16 protein-coding genes are annotated in these 20,822 nt (G+C 39.9%); 7 read left to right on the forward strand and 9 right to left on the reverse strand.

What is annotated here, in order from left to right; all coding sequences use genetic code 11:
- Positions 1-364: 364 nt before the first annotated feature.
- A complete protein-coding gene (locus tag J8L97_RS13730) occupies positions 365-1,498 on the reverse strand; it encodes a hypothetical protein (RefSeq protein ID WP_211050442.1) in 1,134 nt (377 codons plus the stop codon).
- Between the two features lie 54 nt (positions 1,499-1,552).
- Positions 1,553-1,996: a hypothetical protein gene (locus tag J8L97_RS13735; RefSeq protein WP_211050444.1), complete on the reverse strand. Its 444-nt coding sequence runs from the start codon at positions 1,994-1,996 to the stop codon at positions 1,553-1,555.
- A 592-nt stretch (positions 1,997-2,588) separates the two neighbouring features.
- Here J8L97_RS13735 and J8L97_RS13740 point away from each other — a divergent pair.
- The gene (locus J8L97_RS13740; RefSeq protein ID WP_211050446.1) at positions 2,589-3,803 is read left to right on the forward strand and encodes a glycoside hydrolase family 18 protein; all 1,215 of its coding nucleotides are present in this window, start codon (positions 2,589-2,591) and stop codon (positions 3,801-3,803) included.
- A 133-nt stretch (positions 3,804-3,936) separates the two neighbouring features.
- On the opposite strand, the gene J8L97_RS13745 is transcribed toward J8L97_RS13740, so the two are convergent.
- Entirely contained in the window at positions 3,937-4,467 is a 531-nt protein-coding gene (locus J8L97_RS13745) for an SRPBCC family protein (RefSeq protein WP_211050449.1), read from the reverse strand.
- Positions 4,468-4,945: 478 nt separating this feature from the next.
- On the opposite strand from J8L97_RS13745, the gene J8L97_RS13750 reads away from it, so the two are divergent.
- The 3 genes from J8L97_RS13750 to J8L97_RS13760 all read left to right on the forward strand — a co-directional run bounded on the left by J8L97_RS13750 (position 4,946) and on the right by J8L97_RS13760 (position 8,242).
- A complete protein-coding gene (locus tag J8L97_RS13750; protein WP_211050450.1) occupies positions 4,946-6,745 on the forward strand; it encodes a winged helix-turn-helix domain-containing protein in 1,800 nt (599 codons plus the stop codon).
- A 727-nt stretch (positions 6,746-7,472) separates the two neighbouring features.
- Positions 7,473-7,727: a hypothetical protein gene (locus J8L97_RS13755; RefSeq protein ID WP_211050452.1), complete on the forward strand. Its 255-nt coding sequence runs from the start codon at positions 7,473-7,475 to the stop codon at positions 7,725-7,727.
- Entirely contained in the window at positions 7,724-8,242 is a 519-nt protein-coding gene (locus tag J8L97_RS13760; RefSeq protein WP_211050454.1) for a GNAT family N-acetyltransferase, read from the forward strand. Before J8L97_RS13755 ends, J8L97_RS13760 begins: the two co-directional genes overlap by 4 nt.
- Here the strand turns inward: J8L97_RS13760 and J8L97_RS13765 are convergent.
- From J8L97_RS13765 to J8L97_RS13790, 6 genes are all read right to left on the reverse strand, one after another.
- Positions 8,225-8,980: an SDR family NAD(P)-dependent oxidoreductase gene (locus tag J8L97_RS13765; protein WP_211050456.1), complete on the reverse strand. Its 756-nt coding sequence runs from the start codon at positions 8,978-8,980 to the stop codon at positions 8,225-8,227. The genes J8L97_RS13760 and J8L97_RS13765 overlap by 18 nt on opposite strands.
- A gap of 162 nt (positions 8,981-9,142) precedes the next feature.
- A complete protein-coding gene (locus tag J8L97_RS13770) occupies positions 9,143-12,388 on the reverse strand; it encodes a S41 family peptidase (RefSeq protein WP_211050458.1) in 3,246 nt (1,081 codons plus the stop codon).
- A gap of 186 nt (positions 12,389-12,574) precedes the next feature.
- Positions 12,575-12,868, reverse strand: a complete 294-nt coding sequence (locus J8L97_RS13775; protein ID WP_211050460.1) for a DUF1330 domain-containing protein — start codon at positions 12,866-12,868, stop codon at positions 12,575-12,577.
- A gap of 218 nt (positions 12,869-13,086) precedes the next feature.
- Complete coding sequence (locus J8L97_RS13780; protein WP_210996065.1) at positions 13,087-13,569, reverse strand: FKBP-type peptidyl-prolyl cis-trans isomerase; 483 nt, start codon at positions 13,567-13,569, stop codon at positions 13,087-13,089.
- Entirely contained in the window at positions 13,569-15,983 is a 2,415-nt protein-coding gene (locus tag J8L97_RS13785) for a Lon protease family protein (RefSeq protein WP_211050462.1), read from the reverse strand. The genes J8L97_RS13780 and J8L97_RS13785 overlap by 1 nt, the downstream gene beginning before the upstream one ends.
- A gap of 77 nt (positions 15,984-16,060) precedes the next feature.
- Entirely contained in the window at positions 16,061-16,519 is a 459-nt protein-coding gene (locus tag J8L97_RS13790; RefSeq protein ID WP_210996063.1) for a zinc ribbon-containing protein, read from the reverse strand.
- 174 nt (positions 16,520-16,693) lie between these two features.
- Here J8L97_RS13790 and leuS point away from each other — a divergent pair, with 174 nt between their 5' ends.
- From leuS to holA, 3 genes are read left to right on the forward strand one after another with little or no spacing between them, the layout of a single operon-like run.
- Positions 16,694-19,282 (forward strand): leucine--tRNA ligase, encoded by a 2,589-nt coding sequence (gene leuS / locus J8L97_RS13795; protein ID WP_211050464.1) that lies wholly within the window; start codon positions 16,694-16,696, stop codon positions 19,280-19,282.
- Position 19,283: 1 nt separating this feature from the next.
- Entirely contained in the window at positions 19,284-19,781 is a 498-nt protein-coding gene (gene lptE / locus J8L97_RS13800; protein WP_210996061.1) for an LPS assembly lipoprotein LptE, read from the forward strand.
- The gene (holA, locus tag J8L97_RS13805) at positions 19,781-20,821 is read left to right on the forward strand and encodes a DNA polymerase III subunit delta (RefSeq protein WP_211050466.1); all 1,041 of its coding nucleotides are present in this window, start codon (positions 19,781-19,783) and stop codon (positions 20,819-20,821) included. The genes lptE and holA overlap by 1 nt, the downstream gene beginning before the upstream one ends.
- Position 20,822: the final 1 nt, after the last annotated feature.

Here is a 20,822-nt window from a genome sequence, read left to right on the forward strand (position 1 = left end):
TCTTAAATGATTCACCAATTTTACAAGCTAAAGCTCCCTCCGACTGCATCGATTCTTTCATAGAACACCCAAAACACCTATAAATAAATTTTCGGTATTATGGGGCACTTTTCGAGTGAAAATACACTCTATACATAGCATGATGAGTATCATAAATTACGACTTAAAATTTCAATAAATAAGTTTAACAAAACTTATATTACATGTGGGGTTTTCAAAAAACCGAATCAGAAGGTGACGATTTAATTCTTTAAACAACAAAGCTCCACCCTAAATTGCGAGGGTGAAGCTTTAACAATCAAAATGATTACTTACCTCCTTTGGCTCTGTAGAGGGCGATATCTGTCATAATTCATAGTTTCAGCTATTTTAAGCCAACAGATATTAATTGAAGCTTTGGCGTAACCATTGATGATTTTTCTTTCAACAACACGCGCCCAAATATCCGAAGTGGGATCCGACCTTTGCTATCTTGTAATCTTACGTCATACCCAAACTCACTAGATACCACTTCGATTTCATAATTTTGCCAATTTTTTGTCGTGTTTTCCGTTTTAATTTTTTCTACCATTTTAGCTTCAGCCTGTGCTAACAGGCTTTGCTTATACTTACTTGAAATCTCCCAACTAGTATTTTCAGGAATATTTATATCGAATGCCAACCCAGCATGTGACACTGCCATATCATTCGCATTTAACTTTACAGCAGGCATAACATCAGGTGTTACTATCCATGCATCGCCCACTTTTTTACTAAATGCAATCCGCTTTGCAACCAACCTATCATTGGCACCAAATGCCTCAGAGTAACGCTCATCTTTAATTTGGTATACTTGCCAACCTATTCCTTTTTTAGATGTGAGCTGCTTATCTATGAGAGATGTTGCTAGGCTTACCGCCCTCTCCTGAGGCATCGAGAAAATTTTTGCTTGGGCTGGCACAATACTAGACGTCAACAAACCCGTTACGTCAAACTTATTTTCTAAAGATATGTAAGGGTAGAGTGTATAGTACTGATTTGAATTCTTAATCGGTGCAGCACGCTTAGAGAATTCTTGAACAATGTATGACCAATGTGAGCCAGTGCTTTTTATTAATGAAAGTTCTGTACTATAGAGCTTTTCACGTGCATCTGGACCAAAACATATCATACCACCCAATGCACTTTTATCTCCGGCATCAATTGCATCAAACCACGCATCTTTGTTTTGAACTCCGACACGATTCCACTTATTCCAGAATGAGCTACCGTAATGCCCCCAATCATTTTGGTAACCATTTACGCCATAAATACAATTCACCCCCTTAGCTCTGCTAGCCCATGTTTTATCTGGTGTTTGTAACACAGATGAGGATACTGGGCTCGACTGTTCAACCGCAGAAGTAAACTTATTATTTAATATGTTCGCTTTCTTCTTATTTGAAGAGCATTCACCTTTAATGACACTACAGCACCCACTTATAAATAAATGCCTTAAATTGACCGTACCTGGTGACATTTGACTAGAAAAAATATGGCAAGAACCATTTTCTTCAACATTAAGTGGTGCCAGTCAATTATTATTATAAGTACCTGAATGATTGGACATAAAGGCATAATACGCCGACTCAAGTCCATCATAACCACTCGGAGAGTTTGCACTTGAGTAATGCGAGCGACTTGTCCAATCACTTTTTTTAACCTGCGTGTTTAAATCCAATGAATTTTTAATTACCCAACTAGGGCTTGCCGTAATAAACCCTGACGCATCAGAAAGGGTGTGTTTTAGGCTACTATCCGTACAAAATCGAGAGAGTCCATATGAGTTTATATACACGCCACTGTGCGCCTGATTGTGCTTTTCTTTTTTATCCATTAAATCTTTTGTCAAAGTTACAATATTATGCCATTCAACATCTGCATTTACATCAATCTGCGGTAGCTCATGAGCTGTTACCAACACACTATGACCAGAAAATAATAACCCTATTCCAAAGAGCTTAATATGCTTACTCATTTTCATTCCTTTAGTTTTTTCATTGGTGTAATACCACAGACTCTTTTAAACTAAAGCCTATCACTCCATAATTTTTAACTTACTGTACTTTAAGTGTTTAAATTGATATTTATCTCTTACAAAGAGTAATTAATAGCATCCACACTGAAATAATTTAATATAAATTCATAATAAATAAACATCTTTTTAAAACCTCACTTATGATACATGAAATGAAAAACATCATAATAAAATTTCACAGCAACTTTCAGTGCATTGATTTTAAATAGAAATAAGTTGTTTTAAATAAAATATAAGCGATTAACATAGAGATGTACTGCGAATAATGTTGAAAATTTGGCTTTATTGATTTAAAAAATTAGCATAAAAGAACAGACCTTGCAGATCCAAGTACTTAGTCGCTCATCGGCCAACAACTGACTCCTATCTAAACAAAAATTTAACTCGCAATATACACTCAAAGTCCTTTCGTAATACGAGGTAATTTAACTATAAACCTTAGACCAACGTCGGTATTCAACCCTATTGCAACTAGCTCAAAAAACAGCCACGCTAACAGCGGAATAACATATACATGTAAAGGAAATATACAATGATACAAAGAACTTTGTTGGCATTTTGCCTAGGCGCGGTATTTAACAGTCACGCAGCTCAATGTCCGCGAGTAGAAGGCTACTATGCTACTTGGCAATACCCACTCGGTGGTGCGTTGGCAATAGAAGAGCTCAATAGCGATGCCTTAACGCATATTATATTAGCATTTGCTTTCCCAACTGAAGGCGGTGGGCTGGATACCAGCTTAGTAGACTTCCACATTAATGATGCTTTGCATTTTGGTCGCAGTAACAATGTTGGTGTTATCTTATCTATTGGGGGCGCGGGCGTAAACTTTTTAAACCTGACTAAATCGGATCTAGATACACTGGCGGAAAATATCACACACTATGCAATACGGCATCAGTTAGACGGCATAGATATCGATTGGGAACATTTCTCTACCTATGAACAGCCAAACCCAATTGAAAGCAGTAATCATCACTATCTGTTAAAACGGTTGCATGAACTATTACCCAGCGAAATCGACTTAGGCACCGATGTGGAGGCCGGGTTTTGGAGTGGACCAAATTATCACGCTGACTTAGATATTTATGCTGACTACATTCGCTTTATGGCATACAACTTTACGGGACAATGGCCAGGGTCGTTTATTGATCACCACAGTGCGTGGCTGTATACGAAAATGGGTTTGGAGTCGAATATTCCAGGCATCAATAGCATGGCGCAAAAATACTCGAGAGAGAAAACTCTACTCGGTCTCCCCTTTTACCACAAAGGTTTTGTGAATGGACAAAGTGATCAAGTAAACATCGTTACCACAGATTACATTGTCGAAAATTCAGTCAGAAATTTAGGTCTTGATTTTAATTCAGGTCATGCTATTGACGATAATATTCATTGGTACTGGGAAACCCCAAAACTCATTCAAAAGAAATCGCAATATGTAAAAGACAATAACTACCCTGGTGTATTTATTTGGGAGTTACATCAAGACAGCAGAGATTCAGAGCATCAACTATTAAATGCCATAGCTCAAGTACTGCCAAAATGTGATCCGTGCAACTCATCATGGCAAGGATACCCGACCATTTACACTCAGGGAGATACGTTTAGCTTCAAAGGAAACAATTATCGCGTTGAGTCTGGTCCTATTTATGACATCACGCCGGAAACACAGGGCCATCAACATCGCTTTAGCGAAATAGGTGGTTGTAAAACGAATTCTACATTTAACAAGCAAACTCTATAACAACGATATATGGGAGAGCCAAAAGCTTTCCCACTGCTGACCTTGAACTAAAAAACACCTACGCCGTAAGGTTAATTTTGATAATAGTCAGTTTTATAGACGTCTTATACCCGTCACTTCGTATTTGAGTTACTCACTGTTCAAGGATCATTTTTAACTGGTCAAGCCCTGCTTGCAAATCATCACCTATCTGCTTTTCAAAATCGATAAACAAAAATGTCAAATTCATTGGGTAATTCATATGCCCTTGAAACCCCCACTTAACCTCAGTGGTTTCACCAATACGTTTAGTAAGCATGTACGCGGGCTCTGTAGCTTCAAATGGCGCTAAAAACCGGAGTTCATAGTCAATCCGTTGCATTGGTGTTATACCAACAATTTCTTGTTCCCCAGTCCCTACGTCTGGGTGTTCACTGTGCCATGCAGATACAAACCCCACTTGCGCATCAATGCCCCGATAGTCCTTTTTCATATTCGGGTCAATATTAGCCCAACGACTGTATTTATCTTGATTCTTTAAGTATTTAACATAATTAAACACCATTTCAACCGGTTGCTCTATAACAACACTTCGCTCCACATGATATGAATTCGCAATAAATAGCGCCAATATGAGTGGCGCTGCTATTAAGAAAAATAATATGGTAAAAACGGGTTTAAGCATCGTTGCCTCCAAATTTTTTATCTATCAGAAAGTTATGAACACACCTGAATAAACTAGCTTAAAACACTGTAAAGGCAATTACATTTAGGTTAATCATATTATTGCCCCTCAAATCGGTTCGCGTGCTAATATTTCAGTTACTAAAAGTAATACTTAAATTTAACTTCCAAATAGCCATCATCTCGTAAGTCATAACTTAAATCCTGTTCAATAGGATTAGCAAATACTCTTGCCTCTACCGCAACATTCCATGCAACACTCCATGCATCAGTACACCGAGTACCTGCTTCTGATTTAGCGTAATTAGCACCAACTAGAAAACTGACTTAGTCGCATTTTTCCATCCATTTATCACTCCTTATAACCATTAACAATGGTTAAGGTGAGCTGTTAGCTGCCCATAGCTATGAATATCACTCCCATCTATTTTAAGACTATGTAATAATAAGTCTCAAAGTAATAAAAACAGATAAATTCTATGGAGTTACAGTTTTCTCAATACCAATACTCATGTGATAAACGCGTACTGTATAGAAATGGTGAGCTAATTGTCTTAAAACGAAACCAAACGTTATTACTTGAATACTTCTTACTAAACCCAAGCGATATTCACAGTAAAGATGACATAATGAATGCTGTTTGGCGAAATAAAGTCGTCTCTGAACAAGTTGTCTTTCAGACTATAAGTCAATTGCGAGCAATTTTTGGAGAGGCTACTATCAAAACCTATTCAAAGAAAGGCTATAAGTGGCAATATGCAGTATCCAATCCTATCGATAATAGCCTGAATCACCCATCTGTTGAATACGCAAAAAATAAAAAATCACCATATTATTTATATACAGCAATAAGCTGCAGTTTTATTTTTCTTATCTTGTTGCTCGCCTCTCAATGGCAAACCCCAGCCGCACAAACGCCACTATATATCGCTACGAATGCTCAAGGTACTGATGGACAAAGCAAGTTGCTGCTGACTAATACCAGTGTTTTTGCAGATAACGCGCGCTTTTCAATTAAAACTATCAGCCTTAGCGATATAAATCAGCAGCATTTTTTATCGCCGCAGCAAGCCTGGAAAAACGCACAGCTACCACTCAATAACTGGCTCCTATGGGGTGATATGTACCCTTCTGAAAAAGGCGTGTTTTTACACTATGGTCTATCCAATGACACACGTCATTGGCAAGGTTATGCATTTGGAGAAACAACTGAAAAAGCGCGTTTGGCATTAGACGAGCAACTTAAGCAACTACATGATTTATCGTTTTTTTCTTCACATAAACCGCTGAGTTTAGCTGAGCTAGAAACAATGCATAGTCACGCACCAAATAATGCGCAGATAACACTATTACTGGCAAAGCATTTAGTTTACGCTAAGCAGCCTGATGTCGCCATGGTGCACCTAGATAGGTTGCTTACTGACAGAGGGTATGGAAAAAAAGCCTATCGAGCACAAGCTCAGTGGCTAATTGGCATGATCTACAAAATGCGCAAGCAACATCAACAAAGTACTCATCGATTAACATTATTGAGAAAAGAGCTCGAACATACTTCGCTTTGGCCTTTACAATATGACTACTTCAATACCAGTGCATGGCTTCATTATGAACAGGGCAATATAGAGCAAATGTTTAATGTGTTAGAGGAAGCTATATCTTTAGCCCAACATCAGCAGGCGCCCTTGGCACAATTTGAACTTCACATGCTATATTCAATTCTAGCAAAAAAAGTAAACAATACTGCCCAGCAGTATGCTCAGCTAAATAAAGCCCAAGCTTTATTGATAGCCCATAATTTAAGCGACTCTAATAAGGCTATTGTATATTTTCATTTTGCATTGTTCACACAAGATAATGCACTTGCTTTGCCCTACTTAAAGCGTATTTTAACCATTCCCAAAACCGCGAATAACTACTGGGTGCTTGATAATGCCTTAGAAATGTTGGTGTCATATTATATTGAAGTACGGGATTTTAAATCTGCTCATGCATTATTCAATGATACAGTAAAACAGCCTGCTCAATTGCAATTGGAAGCCCAAGTGTTATTAGCTCAAGACTTAATTGATGATGCTCGCCTGCTGTTTCAAGAAGCATTTAATACAGCCCGCTTGACCCATAATAGGCTCGTATCACTCAATTCTGCTCTTGCGTTATATCAATTAACACACTCAATCCCTGAGCTCAAAAGCGAGTATTTGGCATTTTTACAAACCAATGCTTCACCATTATGGCTGAAGCAACATGGTGTTACCTCGGCAATTGCGTTGGAACATTAATTCTTGTCGAGATTTAGTCGGTACTTTGTATCCTGTTGCTTGCACAAAACGCTGAAATTCAGCTACGGTTACTTCATACGTACCCATCTAAAATTGGCGACCCGCTTCTTGCTGAAGCATTGAAATTAAACCGGTTCAATAGGGGAGGTTGTGCTCTGCTGGTTCATTATTGATGAGTAAGCACCAACTAACTGCATGACTGAAATACATATTCTCATAATTGCATATCTTTTAAACTTATAACTGCTCTATTTATGTACGCCACGACATATCTTACGTACAAAACTATTCTCTAATGAAATAGAAAAAATAAAATGTATAGTCACCAAAAACACTGACCTAATTATCACCTTTAATAATAGAAATCTGTTATTTAACGCTTTATTTTAAAAGCTTAACGCTCAAACACACTCTGAAAATCAACCTACTCAAGCCTCCCACTGACCAAGTATCTTGCCCCCATGCGACAATTCAGTGCAAACCCTATATAAATTTCCTATAAATGGTGCAAACGAGTCCGATATCATAAAATAAAAATACGTAACCAATTGAAATATAATAAATTTAAAAGTTGGTATGGTTTTTTCTTATAAAGTTCAGACATTTACAATATAGGCGAACGTTATGTACAATTTTTGTCAAACTTTACATCTGCTATGGCACTTAGAGATCAGCATTTGGCAAATTCATGATAATCACACCCCAGTCAAAAAGTGGAGTGCTCACAATGTATCAAAAACAAAATAAAAACGACGCAATGTACAACGCGTTGCATGAGATGTTAAATAAACACTTGCCTATTTGCAGTGCTGCAGACAAGTACAACCTACCTAGGGTGGCTATTTACCGTGCAATTCGCGCTCAACAGACCAATACAACATCGCGTATAAACCATTTGCATAACGCAAAAGTTAAGTTAGAAAAGCACATAGAGCATATTCAATCGCAGCTTTCGACTCTAAAAGACACGCAGACATCATGAACTATCATATAAAACGACTCACATCTCTTGCACAATACAACATAGCATTAACTCATTTACTTGCTCAGTGTATTAAAAGCGGTGCATCTTTAGGGTTTAATACCTGTAATAATACACAGCCACTCAGTGCTTATTGGGAAGCCGTCGACATGCAGCTCACAAGTCGTATGTTTCTCGGATATTTTTGCGATAATACGCTAGTTGGTTGCGTTCATTATACTCGGTGTCTAAAACCGAATGGGGTGCATCGAGCTGAAGTGGAAAAACTACTTGTTCACCCTCAATATCAGCGTCAGAGGATTGCCTCTGCTCTAATGCAATCGTTAGAATGTGAGGCTACAAAGCAAGGGATTGAATTGCTCATCCTAGATACACAAACTGGCGATAACTCAGAAAAGTTTTATCAAACGATCAATTACATAAAATGCGGGGAGATCCCTCACTTTGTGCGAGACAGCAATGGTCTCTTTTTCAGCACCAGTTATTACTTTAAAAAATTACTTTCCACCAGCTAAATCAATGAAACTACCCGTAGCATAGCTGGCTTCATCACTTAATAACCACGCAATAGCATTGGCAACTTCTAATGCCGTACCGCCACGGCGTAATGGCAGCTGAGGTGCTAACCGTGAAACACGAGCCTCTTCTCCCCCATCACGATGTATATCAGTATAAATACATCCTGGCCTAACACAGTTAACACGCACGCCATATTGTGCAAGTTCCAAAGACAACCCTGTTGTAAAAGTATCTATGGCGCCTTTTGACGCGGCATAATCAACATACTCATTAGCACCACCCAATCTGGATGCTGCCGATGATACATTGACTATTGCACATTTTGACATATCTTCATGCTCTTTAAAGTGCTTAATTACTTCTCTAGCACAAATAAAATAAGGTGTAACATTGGACTGAAAAATATGATTAATTCGCTCAGCAGTCATACATTCAACTCGCTGCTGCTGCGCTAACACACCAACATTATTTACTAAATGTGTAATTGGGCCAAACTTTAATAGCACCGATGAAAATAACGCTTCAACTTGCTGTTCATCACTTATATCAGCTTGAAACTCAGCGGCTTGACCACCCATCGCGTGAATAGACTTTACCAGCTCTTTTGCCGAGTTATGGTTTTCTTTGTAGTTAATTGCAACAACATAGTCACGTTCTGCGAGTAACTTCGCTGCAGCTGCGCCTATACCTCGACTTCCACCTGTAATTAATACGACTCTTTTATACATCACCATCGTGCTTTCTATGCTTTATCAATCATATGTAAGTTAAAGTGCATATTGTGTGCTCCACATTTATATAAACATCAAGCGTCTTAGCACCCATAAAATCATTTAAAAATAACGGCTAAGAAAAAGCCTAGCCGTTATTTAGCGTTAAACCAAAATCAACACATATTACTTCTGACCAAAGTTACTCGGTGCAGCTGGCACTGTTAAAGGCTTTTTCGGATTAGCTTCTAACTCGTCCAGTAACTCTTTCACTGCACGCTCGACAGAAGGGTCTTTACCCGCTTGAATTAATTCAGGTCGGTCTATTACTTCAATGTCTGGGCTTACGCCTTCGTCTTCAATGATCCAATTACCTTCATTATCTAAAATACGGAAAGTCGCTGCAATCACTGAACCACCATCAACCAGTCCTGGGTTGCCTGAAATACCAATTAAACCTCCCCATGTGCGAGTACCTATGAGTTTGCCAAGTCCTGCTTGTCGGAAATAATACGGTAAGGCATCACCGCCCGAGCTAGAGTAACCATTGATCAACATCGCCTTAGGCCCATCATGAGCAAATTGAGGTGTTTTAGTTGGCTCAACACCACGACGCTTCCAATAATTTAAAGGCTTTCTCGCTAGCCACGTGATCATATGCTCGGGAATAAACCCTCCTCCATTATATCGATCATCAATAATCATGGCTTCTTTGTCTGTTTGAGGTAAGAAATTTTTAAACAATGCACGATTGCCAGCATAATGGGTGTTTGGCAAATGCACGTAGCCAACCCGTCCATCAGAGAGCTTATCAACATATTCAGCTCGTGAACGTGTCCATTCGAGGTATCTTAATCCCAATTCACTCGCGACCGGTTTAACCGTAGCTTTCCAACTACCTTCAAAGCTTGCCGATTGATTTAAAACCAATTCAACTTGCTTTCCTTGGGTGTTCTCTAATAATTCGTAGAAGTTCAAAACAGTATTAACTGCACGGCCATTTACGCTCAGGATATAATCACCAATATTGGCTTTTACCCCTGTCTCATCGAGTGGTGAGCGGAAGTCTTCATGCCAATTTTCACCTTTAAAAATCTGTTCAATTCTTACGAACCCAGATTTGTGTGCACTGATCTGCGCACCTAATAAACCATGTTTTAAACGCGTCGCCTCTGGCATATCCCCAGAGTTCACGTAGATGTGACCGGCGTTGATCTCACCCGCAATTTCACTCAATACATAATCTAGATCAGTACGGTGAGCGATTGCCTCTGCCATAGGCTGATAACGCTTTAAAATAGCATCCCAATCTTGTCCATGATGATTTTCATCATAGAACCAGTCTCGTAATGTGCGCCACCCTTCTCTATACATTTGCGCCCATTCAGTTTTAGGATCTATCTTTAATATCATGCCATCTAAGTTAAGTTGGCTAGACTTAAGCTCTTGCTTCGCTGCTGGCTTTATTACACTATAATTTTTGCCCGCTTTAACGATTACGTGCTCCATATTAGCCGAGACTTTATAACTGCTAACGCCTTTGGCAACTGTCGCCACTTCCTCTCCCAGTTTGCTAGGAATAAGTTTAAGTTGACCATCCGCCAGCGTCAGAACTCCGCCTTTTACGCCTGTCAGGCTACGATAATTCCCAGCAGGTGCACTTAATGCAACGGCGCGTGCCATAAAACCGTTTTTATCTAATTTTATATCCGTTGCTTCTTTTTCTTTTGTGTCACTTTCCTCTGATGTCGCATTCAATATGCTCGCTTCATCACTGTGTGGCGCATTCAATGCTACAACAGTGTCATTCACGGCAACCGAGTACACACGTGTTGCTTTATTAAACATGTAGTCAAATTCATAACTACTGAACGTTAAGTTAAAATCACGCTCAGAAGTAAAATAAAGGTATTGCCCATCAGGTGAGAATGTTGCGTTGGTCTCACTCATCATCTCATCAGTTAATCTGTTAACCGATTTACCATTAACATTGTAATGCCAAAGCGAAGCGTAGCGATTTTCGTTATTTTTGACAAAGACTATATCTTCACTATTTGGTGACCAAATGTAGTGCGTTAACCCATCTTCATTATACTTTGCTGTATCAATTTTATGTTGCGTACCCGTTTCTATGTCCAACCACCACAGGGTATGATTTTTATCTGCAAACAATAACTTAGTATTATCTGGTGACCATAACGGGTCAAAGCGCCAAATAGTCCCGTTATCAGTAAGTTGCTTCACTTCACTGTTATTGGCTCTATCACGTAAGTAAATTTCGTATTCACCGCTTTCATCACTCATATAAGCAATATAACGACCATTTGGTGACCAAGTTGCTGAGATTTCGCGACCTGTTGGTGTCTGACTTAAATTGCGTGTTGGTCCTTGTTTCACAGGTACGCTAAACAACTCACCACGGGCACTAAATAGCACTCTTTTACCATCATGTGAGACATCCATTGAATCAATAAAGTCACTGACGTTTTTACTATAAGGTAATGTATATTCTCGGCTCCCCTCAACATTCAGTGATAACTTCTCTGAGCGCTTTGTCGCTTCATCAAAACGGTATAAATACCCCCCATTTTCATAAACAATGGCATCTGGTCCCGCTGATGGCCAAAGCACATCAAAGTCTTGATGCTCGGTCATTTTAATCGGCTTTTTACCCGCACGGTATTTATACAAGTTGAGCGTGTAATCCCGATCAGACACAAAATAGATGCTGTCATTTACCCAAGTTGGTTGCTGATCGGTTCCACGGTTGGTCGTCAACTGCTCTGACTTATTGTTTTCTAAATCATAAACCCATACATCTTGTGCTCGTCCGCCACGAGAACGCTTCCAGGTCCGAAACTCTCTATCTATGGGTGTGTAAACATACTTTTTCCCGTCAGGCGATAACATGCCGCCTCCCGTTTCGGGGATATTCAACGGTTGCTCTAGTCCGCCAGCGACAGGTACCATAAAAGGTTTGCCAACACGCTTACCATATGGTGTTCGATTAGCTCGAAAAACGATATGCTGGCCGTCAGGTGTCCAATCTAATACTCGGTAATCAAACCCACCGCGAGGAGGCATTTTTCCTACATCGTTATAATAGGTAAGCTGTTTTAGATCAGACCCATCGCTATTAATAACGTAAATCTGACGACTGCCATTATATTGAGCGGAAAAAGCTATTTTAGACCCATCAGGTGAAAATTTTGGGAAAGTCTCAAAGCCAATATGATCGGTTAATCGTGTACTTTTACCACTTTTAATATGGGAAATATAAATATCACCGCCATACACAAATGTTACATGATCTTTGTGAATATCAGGAAAACGTAAAAGTCGAGAGTCTTCAGTTTGGTAGGCCGACACTAACGGAGAAATTGCAGGAGCAATAGCAACCGTAATAGCTGTAAATAGAGTACGTAATTTCAAAGAATACAATCCTTCCATTATTATTTTGTAATATAATAACAATATAAGGTTGAATTGCAGCCATCTCTGATATTTTACTGTAACAATATGTAAAATATAAATATGTAGTAATTCACGCGGCACTATTTATAAAAAAACACCAACATGATCGCCTCGGCTCCTTAGACGAATGTTTATTCACATGAATTAACAGCTATATTCAGATAAAATATACACTTCTGCGACCGAGTCATTAAAATATTGGCTTTTTACATTTTGGTAGTGTTCATCTTTAAAAAAACACGTTTTATCACTTTCATTTGAAAAACGAAGTGTAAAAACACGATTAATTTTATTACTCGGCCCCATCAGCGCTTCCTCAACAATGAAGTCAGTACTAAAAGAGCCACCATATTGTCGCAGTATTGGTGTCATAGCTGCACGATAATCTTTATACATAGATGCGTGAGTAACATGTAACCCGACCAAAATTTCAAACATTTCTCATCCTTTAAATTATCTCGTAATTGCATGAACATCTTACATCGCCACCGCTATAAAGCCTACAATAATAGCCACCGAGTCTAGTGTGTAACTTGGTGTTTTAAAGTTCAACCCCATGCTGTATTTCATTCACGACTAATTTCAATTCATATATAAAAAAGCCCAATTAAATTGGGCTTTTTTATATCTTAGTCTGGTTACACCGTGATCAGAGGTTAAGACTCTATTTTCAGTAGTTCGACTTCAAATATAAGTAAAGATCCGGGCTCTATTTTACCCGCAGCTTGATCTCCATACCCCAAATTTGGAGGAATAAAAAAACGAAACTTATCTCCCTCTTTCATTAATTGAACGCCTTCTGTCCACCCAGAAATCACTTGATTTAAACCAAAACTAATCGGACTATTACGCTCAACTGAGCTATCAAATACGCTGCCATTAAGCAAAGTGCCGTGATAATGCACTTTCACCTTACTTGTCGCTAACGGATGATGCGCTCCATTGCCTTGAGTAAGTACTTCATATTGTAATCCCGAAGATGTTTCGAACACGCCTTCTTTATTTACATTCTCAGATAAGAATTCTTGTGCTGTTATTCTATTTATACCTGCACTTTCTTTTTGATGTTGTTTATTCTTATAAACAAACCCACCGATAACAATAATTATAACCAATAAAACGATTTGCGTTGTCGACATTATTGCGACTCCTTATCACTGTCTTCTTCTTTGTCTTCACCATTTACCACATCGGCGATATGCTGCAACCTTGCTAATGCTAAGCCATTAATACTTAATGGAGGGTATTCTCCATTTTCTGATTGACCCGCTTCCACCCCGGTTAGTAAATTCAAGGCTTCATCCACTGATTCAACAGCATAAATATGAAAACGCCCCGCTGAACTTGCCGCAATAATTTCATCATCGAGTACTAAGTTAACCAAGTTAGAACGCGGAATGATCACTCCTTGCTCACCTGTTAAGCCCCGCATTTTACAAAGTTTAAAGAAACCTTCAATTTTTTCGTTTACACCACCAATGGCCTGTACTTCACCATGCTGGTTAATTGATCCTGTCAAAGCCAAAGATTGATTGATCGGCAGTTGTGTTATTGCTGATATTAAGCCGCATAGTTCGGCTAAAGAGGCACTGTCACCATCGATGTAACCATAACTTTGTTCTATGGCAATATTCGCACTGAGTGTTAAGCTAAATTCTTGGGCGTACTTGTTCCCCAAATACCCCGTTAGTAACATCACACCTTTAGAATGAATCGCTTTACCTAGTTCGGCCTCTCGCTCAACATCTATCACACCATCAGCACCGGCATAAACCGTCGCCGTGATCCGCGCAGGCGTTCCGAAAGCAGTATCACCGATATGTAATACGGTCAAACCATTCACTTTTCCAACCGCATTACCTTGAGTTGCAATTAAAGTATGACCTTCTTTAATGTCGCTTAACATATTTTCGCTCAATTGACCGGTGCGATACTGTTTTCCAGCAATCGCTTCATCTATATGCTCTGCGGTAATTTCAGTCTCTCCATCTTGCTTCGTATAAAAACTCGCTTCTGCAACCAACTCCAATACATCAGCAAATCGGGCTGACAGCTTCGTTTGATGCTCAGCTTGGCGATAACTAAACTTAAGTAATCTAGATAAGGCTTGTGCCGTTAAACTACACGACAAAGTAGCATCACAGTATTCCTGCACTTTGCTGATAAATTGATACTGCATTTTATCTGAACTCGGCAAGTAATAATCAAAGTCTGCCAATACTCTAAATAGCTCAGCAAACTCTTCGTCATATTCACCAATGGTGTAATACAAATCTCGAGAGCCCAGCAAAATAATCTTGACGTCAAGCGGGATAAGCTGCGGCCGTAAGGTAAAACTACTGCCAACTGAATTGTCTTGGTAAGGTAAATCATTTTTAATTTGGTGCGTTTTTAACGACAACTTTAAGCCATCCCACACTTGAGGATTTGCCAAAACTTTTTCTGCATCCATAATCAGGTAACCACCGTTAGCACGATGCAAAGCTCCAGCCTGAATTGAACGATAACTGGTAATTAAATTCCCTTGTGAGGCAGCATATTCTACTTTACCAAAAATGTTACCAAACGTTGGGTTAGGCTCATATACAACAGGCGCGGCATCACCGTCTTTATACTCAATTAAAATATTTGGTGCAAAAAAATCACTCAGCATGCCTTTTGAATCAAAGTCATCCTTGCCTTCTTCGCTCGATACATCATCGTCTAACCACTCTAAAACTGCATCGACTATCTCTATTCGTAAATCTTTCAAATAACGCACCACGCCAATGTGGTTCGCGTATTTATGCTCTAAGGTTTTTATCAAAGGTTTTGTAGCAATTTCAACCGTCGATTTTTTTAAATTTCGCAACTTCTCAGAAGACTCTCGCTTCCAACGAGGTAATTCAATCAGCGCCTCAATCAAGGCATCCTCAAGCCCCTCTATGGCTTCAAAAAAATGGCCCTGCATTTTTTCACCTAACGCAGCAAATTCGGCATCGTCTAACTGCTTGCCATTTACAACCGGCGCAAAACCAACTTGATTATTTTCTTCTAGCAACGCCACACTCTTATCTGCTGCTAACTGTTCAACTGCATTGAGTGCGGCATCGTATTTATTATCAAAGTGGCGATCGATTGATTTCTTTTTTCGCTGATACCCTGGATTGTCAAATGCTGCTGGGAAAGTGTCCGAAACCTCATCTAAAAACTCATCTATATCATCAGCTAGTTCTTTGCTTTGGCCTGCCTGCATAAACATCGCTATAGGCTCTCGGTGATCATCGTAATTATTAACGTACAACCACTCTTTTGGCGTAGACCGCGTTTTACTATGCGCTTCTAATTTATCTTTGACCATGGTAAAGCGTCCTAAAGCGGCTTCGCCCATGACAAAAACATTATAGCCAGGAAGATCCATGCCCAGTGCAAAATCAAGTGCCGTTTGCGCTCTTTTTTGCCCTATAAAGGCAAGTGATTCAGGATACGGGTTTTGAATACACGTTTGCACATGACTTATTGAAACTGCCGGTGCAAGCGCGTCGTGAGAAAGTGGGATTAGTTTTTTGGTCATTCTTAACTTCTTATCATCAGCGTCAGTATAAAAACTACTGAGGTAGTGCAGCTAAACCGTACGACCTAGTCTGCTCATTATGGGGACAATGCTTTTCTTGTAAACTCAGTGTGTTCGCACTCAGAACAAGGTGAAATCTCACTGGGGTAAAGCACATCCAATTTATGATCGCAATTCTTACATACTAATTGCCCCATTGCTATCCATTCACCCTGCTTATAAACACCATCATGTTCAAAGTCTTGCAAAAGTGCTTGCCATTCTAATTGCGTGCGATCCTCTAATTGAGACAACTCATACCAAATAGACGCTTTTAACTCTTGCCATGCCAGATCATGATAGTGACGATGGTGTGCACTAAAATGTTCAAGGTCACGACGTAAATAATAATGATATTGCTGAATTTTCTCTTTGCTCGACTGTTGCAACGCTTGCTGTTGTTCAACAAACTTTTCTATTAACTCATCCAGCTCGTGATGCTTAACATCTTTTAACCACTCACTAAATTGCGTTAGCCACTGTTTATAACCAGACATTTTAAACTCCAGCACAACTTTCTTAATATAACTATAGCTTATTCACGCACTAACGCGGCGTTGAACCACACTATTGAAGCAACAAAATGCCCCCTAGATACTGTGAATCGCCCTTTATTTGGGGTATGCTAGCGAACAATTTTTTATTAATTTGCAAGAAGTCTGGAAACGTAGATGCAAGAGCAATATAACCCACAAGACATTGAGTCAAAAGTTCAGCAACACTGGGAAGAAAACAAGACATTTAAAGTTGTCGAAGATCAAAGCAAAGAGAAATATTACTGTCTCTCGATGTTCCCATACCCAAGTGGTCGACTGCACATGGGTCATGTTCGTAACTACACCATTGGGGATGTTGTATCTCGCTTCCAACGTTTGCAAGGCAAAAATGTCATGCAGCCGATGGGTTGGGATGCGTTTGGCTTACCAGCAGAGAATGCAGCCATTAAGAACAACACTGCCCCAGCAAAGTGGACCTATGAAAATATCGATTACATGCGTGATCAACTAAAGCAACTTGGCTTTGGCTACGATTGGGATCGTGAAATTGCGACGTGTCACCCTGAATACTATAAGTGGGAACAATGGTTCTTCACCAAGCTGTATGAAAAAGGCCTAGTATACAAAAAGATGTCAACCGTAAACTGGGATCCTGTTGACCAAACTGTACTTGCAAATGAGCAAGTGATCGATGGTAAAGGCTGGCGTTCTGGTGCTGCAGTTGAGCAAAAAGAGATCCCACAGTGGTTCATTAAAATAACTGACTATGCCCAAGAATTATTAGATGACTTAGACAAGCTAGATGACTGGCCTGAGCAAGTTAAGACCATGCAGCGCAATTGGATTGGCCGTTCTGAAGGCTTAGAAATCGATTTCAAACGCGCAGATAACAGCGAAACGTTTACGGTCTACACAACTCGCCCTGACACATTTATGGGTGTGACATACGTAGGCGTAGCAGCAGGCCACCCTATTGCGCAAGAAGCGGCTAAAAGTAATGAAGCAATTGCTGCATTTGTAGAAGAATGCAAAAACACCAAAGTTGCAGAAGCTGATATGGCAACAATGGACAAAAAAGGCATTGATACTGGTTTTACTGCGGTTCACCCGTTAACAGGTAAAGAAGTACCAATTTGGGTGGCAAACTTCGTATTAATGGATTACGGTTCAGGCGCGGTCATGGCCGTACCAGGGCACGACCAACGTGATTTTGAGTTTGCTACTGCATACGGGCTTGAGATCAAACAAGTTATTACCCCTGAACACAACTCTGAGCTAACAGCTGACATCAGTAAAGAAGCATTTACGGAAAAAGGAGTGTTGATCAACTCAGGTGAATTTGACGGGTTAGCGTTTAAAGCTGCATTTGATGCTATTGCTGATAAACTAGAGGCACAAGGTGCCGGTAAGCGTAAGGTTAATTTTCGTTTACGTGATTGGGGCGTCAGTCGTCAACGCTATTGGGGCTCTCCAATTCCCATGTTAAGCGACGAGCAAGGCCAAGAGCTGGCAGCAAGCGAAGATATGCTACCAGTACGCTTACCAGAAGATGTCGTTATGAATGGTGTGACCTCTCCACTTAAAGCTGACCCTGAGTGGGCTAAAACGACCGTCAACGGTGCTCCTGTATTCCATGAAACTGATACATTTGATACCTTTATGGAATCATCATGGTACTACGCACGTTACTGTAGCCCTCGTTATGACGAAGGTATGCTAGAGCCTGGTGCGGCAAATTATTGGTTGCCAGTCAATCAATACATTGGTGGTATAGAGCATGCCATTTTACACCTTTTATATTCTCGCTTTTTCCATAAATTACTACGTGACTTTGGGCTAGTTAACTCAGATGAGCCGTTTGAACGTTTATTGTGTCAAGGTATGGTATTAGCAGAGACTTTTTATCGTAAAGATGAAAAAGGCGGTGATATTTGGATTTCACCAACTGATGTTGAAACAGAAACTGACGACAAAGGGCGTGTTACAAAAGCATGGCACAAAGATGATGGCCAGCCAGTATTTTCTTCAGGCATGAGTAAAATGTCAAAGTCGAAGAACAATGGTATTGACCCACAGACCGTTATCAAACAATACGGCGCTGATACCGTTCGCTTATTTATGATGTTTACCGCACCACCAGAGCAAACATTAGAATGGTCAGACTCAGGTGTTGAAGGTGCACATCGTTTCCTAAAACGTGTGTGGAAATATGCCGTTGACGTTAATGCTGCGGGTAAAGCTGAATTAGACACAAGTGCATTAAGCAGCAATCAAAAAGTATTGCGTCGTGAAGTACACAAAGCCATCGCTAAGGTGACGGATGATTTATCACGTCGTCAAACCTTCAATACGGCCATAGCAGCAATCATGGAGCTGTCTAACAAACTGGCTAAAGCACCACTTAAAGATGCACAAGATATTGCTATTGCAAACGAAGCACTACACGCGATCGTTATTATGCTTGCTCCAATCGCGCCACATATGTGTCATGAACTATGGGCTGAGCTTGGGTTTGAATCTGATATTTTAGATGCTGCTTGGCCCGATGTTGATGAGTCTGCGTTAGTTGAAGATGAGAAGCTGATTATCGTGCAAGTCAATGGTAAGCTGCGCGCTAAACTAACGGTTGCAGCCGATGCAACACAAGAACAAGTTGAAGCTATCGCATTTGCAGAAGAGAACGTAACCAAGTTCACTGATGACAAAACCATTCGCAAAGTCATTTATGTACCTGGTAAGTTACTCAACGTGGTAGCAAACTAAGATGCGCCTTGCTCATTTTGTAAAACACGGATTAGCGCTTGCGCTGATCTGTGTTTTGTTATCAAGCTGTGGCTTTCATTTAAAGAAAGCGTCATATTTGCCCCAAGATCTGCGAACAATTATACTCACTGCTGATGATAAGCGCTCTGAGGTATTTGAATTATTAAAAGCGGACTTGAAACGCGCTGACGTGTCAATTATTGATTCAAAACATGCCGTTAACAATGTCTCATTGCATTTATACAAAGATACCTTAGAAAGACAAACATTGAGCTTGTTTAAAAACGGCCAAGTTGCGCAATACGAGCTTGCATATGGGGTTGCCTACCGTATAACTCGTCCTGGGCAAGAGCCTGTTGAGCAGGGTTTTGAATTGTATCGAAATTATCAAGACGATCCTGACAATGCGTTAGCAAAAGCCAAAGAGTTAGATATCATTTTGCGTGAACTTCGCCAACTTGCAAGCAAGCGCATTATCAGGGAGTTATCACAACTATAATGCGCAGTTACGCAAATCAGCTTCCGAGTCAACTAAATAAATCACTTCACCCATTTTATATGGTGTTTGGTGAAGAACCTTTCCAAGAAGCGCAATGTGTCTTCGCAATTAAACAAGCAGCTAAACGGCAAGGTTTTGACGAAATCATTAAGTTCAATTACCTCCCTGGCTTTGATTGGCAAGAGCTTCTCGCGCAATACAATAGTATGTCGCTGTTTAGTGCTCGCACACTAATAGAATTCGATTTAAACCAGTTAAAGCCTGGCACACCTGGTAGCCAAGCATTCAAAAAACTGACCGAACATCTTAACTCAGACGTAATTGTTATTATTAAAGGCAGTAAAGCAGGTCAAGATATACAACGTAGCGCTTGGTTCAAAGCACTAGATAAACAGGGTTTGTTTGTTCCGTGTTACACGCTTGCTGGCAATCATTTACACCGTTGGCTAGATGAACAATGTAGCGCTCTACAACTCAACCTTAACCCTGATGCAAAACGCAGTCTGTTAGAAGCAACTGAAGGTAATTTGCTGGCAACCCATCAGGAACTCGAAAAGTTGTCATTATTATATAAACACCAACCTATTGACCATACTCAAGTTTTAAACGGTTTATTAAATCAGTCTAAATACGATATTTTTGATTTAAACTCGGCACTACTACAAGGTGACGCTCATACCGCTATCAAAGTATTACTAAAACTCGCTGATGATAATGTTGAAGCAACCAGTGTTTTATGGACTTTTAATAAAGAGGCGCAAACGTTATTAGAGATAAAATCAGCAATGCAACAAGGCGAAAACCTCAATCAGTTGTTTAAACGGCATAACATATGGAAAAACCAGCAAGCACTTACACAACATGCACTCGATAGGCTGACCATTAATCAACTTAAGAACATTATCAATTGTTTGGCTGAGTTTGATGCTGCCTATAAACGCTCTGCTATGGTTGCGCCATACCAAGCACTTGCTCATATCGCATTATCGTTTTGCATGTCAATTGATATGCCTTTGCCCTATCAACTTGACGCTCATTAGT

This window comes from Pseudoalteromonas sp. MMG012, assembly GCF_018100875.1.
Taxonomy (GTDB): Bacteria; Pseudomonadota; Gammaproteobacteria; order Enterobacterales; family Alteromonadaceae; genus Pseudoalteromonas; species Pseudoalteromonas aurantia.

Bases quoted from the DNA above. Each gene is read 5' to 3' on its own strand.
- J8L97_RS13785 (WP_211050462.1), bottom strand. From the start codon at position 15,983: ATGACCAAAAAACTAATCCCACTTTCTCACGACGCGCTTGCACCGGCA.
- J8L97_RS13735 (WP_211050444.1), bottom strand. From the start codon at position 1,996: ATGAGTAAGCATATTAAGCTCTTTGGAATAGGGTTATTATTTTCTGGT.
- lptE (WP_210996061.1), top strand. From the start codon at position 19,284: ATGCGCCTTGCTCATTTTGTAAAACACGGATTAGCGCTTGCGCTGATC.
- J8L97_RS13790 (WP_210996063.1), bottom strand. From the start codon at position 16,519: ATGTCTGGTTATAAACAGTGGCTAACGCAATTTAGTGAGTGGTTAAAA.
- J8L97_RS13740 (WP_211050446.1), top strand. From the start codon at position 2,589: ATGATACAAAGAACTTTGTTGGCATTTTGCCTAGGCGCGGTATTTAAC.
- holA (WP_211050466.1), top strand. From the start codon at position 19,781: ATGCGCAGTTACGCAAATCAGCTTCCGAGTCAACTAAATAAATCACTT.
- J8L97_RS13750 (WP_211050450.1), top strand. From the start codon at position 4,946: ATGGAGTTACAGTTTTCTCAATACCAATACTCATGTGATAAACGCGTA.
- J8L97_RS13760 (WP_211050454.1), top strand. From the start codon at position 7,724: ATGAACTATCATATAAAACGACTCACATCTCTTGCACAATACAACATA.
- J8L97_RS13730 (WP_211050442.1), bottom strand. From the start codon at position 1,498: ATGTCACCAGGTACGGTCAATTTAAGGCATTTATTTATAAGTGGGTGC.
- leuS (WP_211050464.1), top strand. From the start codon at position 16,694: ATGCAAGAGCAATATAACCCACAAGACATTGAGTCAAAAGTTCAGCAA.
- J8L97_RS13755 (WP_211050452.1), top strand. From the start codon at position 7,473: ATGTATCAAAAACAAAATAAAAACGACGCAATGTACAACGCGTTGCAT.
- J8L97_RS13780 (WP_210996065.1), bottom strand. From the start codon at position 13,569: ATGTCGACAACGCAAATCGTTTTATTGGTTATAATTATTGTTATCGGT.
- J8L97_RS13765 (WP_211050456.1), bottom strand. From the start codon at position 8,980: ATGGTGATGTATAAAAGAGTCGTATTAATTACAGGTGGAAGTCGAGGT.
- J8L97_RS13745 (WP_211050449.1), bottom strand. From the start codon at position 4,467: ATGCTTAAACCCGTTTTTACCATATTATTTTTCTTAATAGCAGCGCCA.
- J8L97_RS13775 (WP_211050460.1), bottom strand. From the start codon at position 12,868: ATGTTTGAAATTTTGGTCGGGTTACATGTTACTCACGCATCTATGTAT.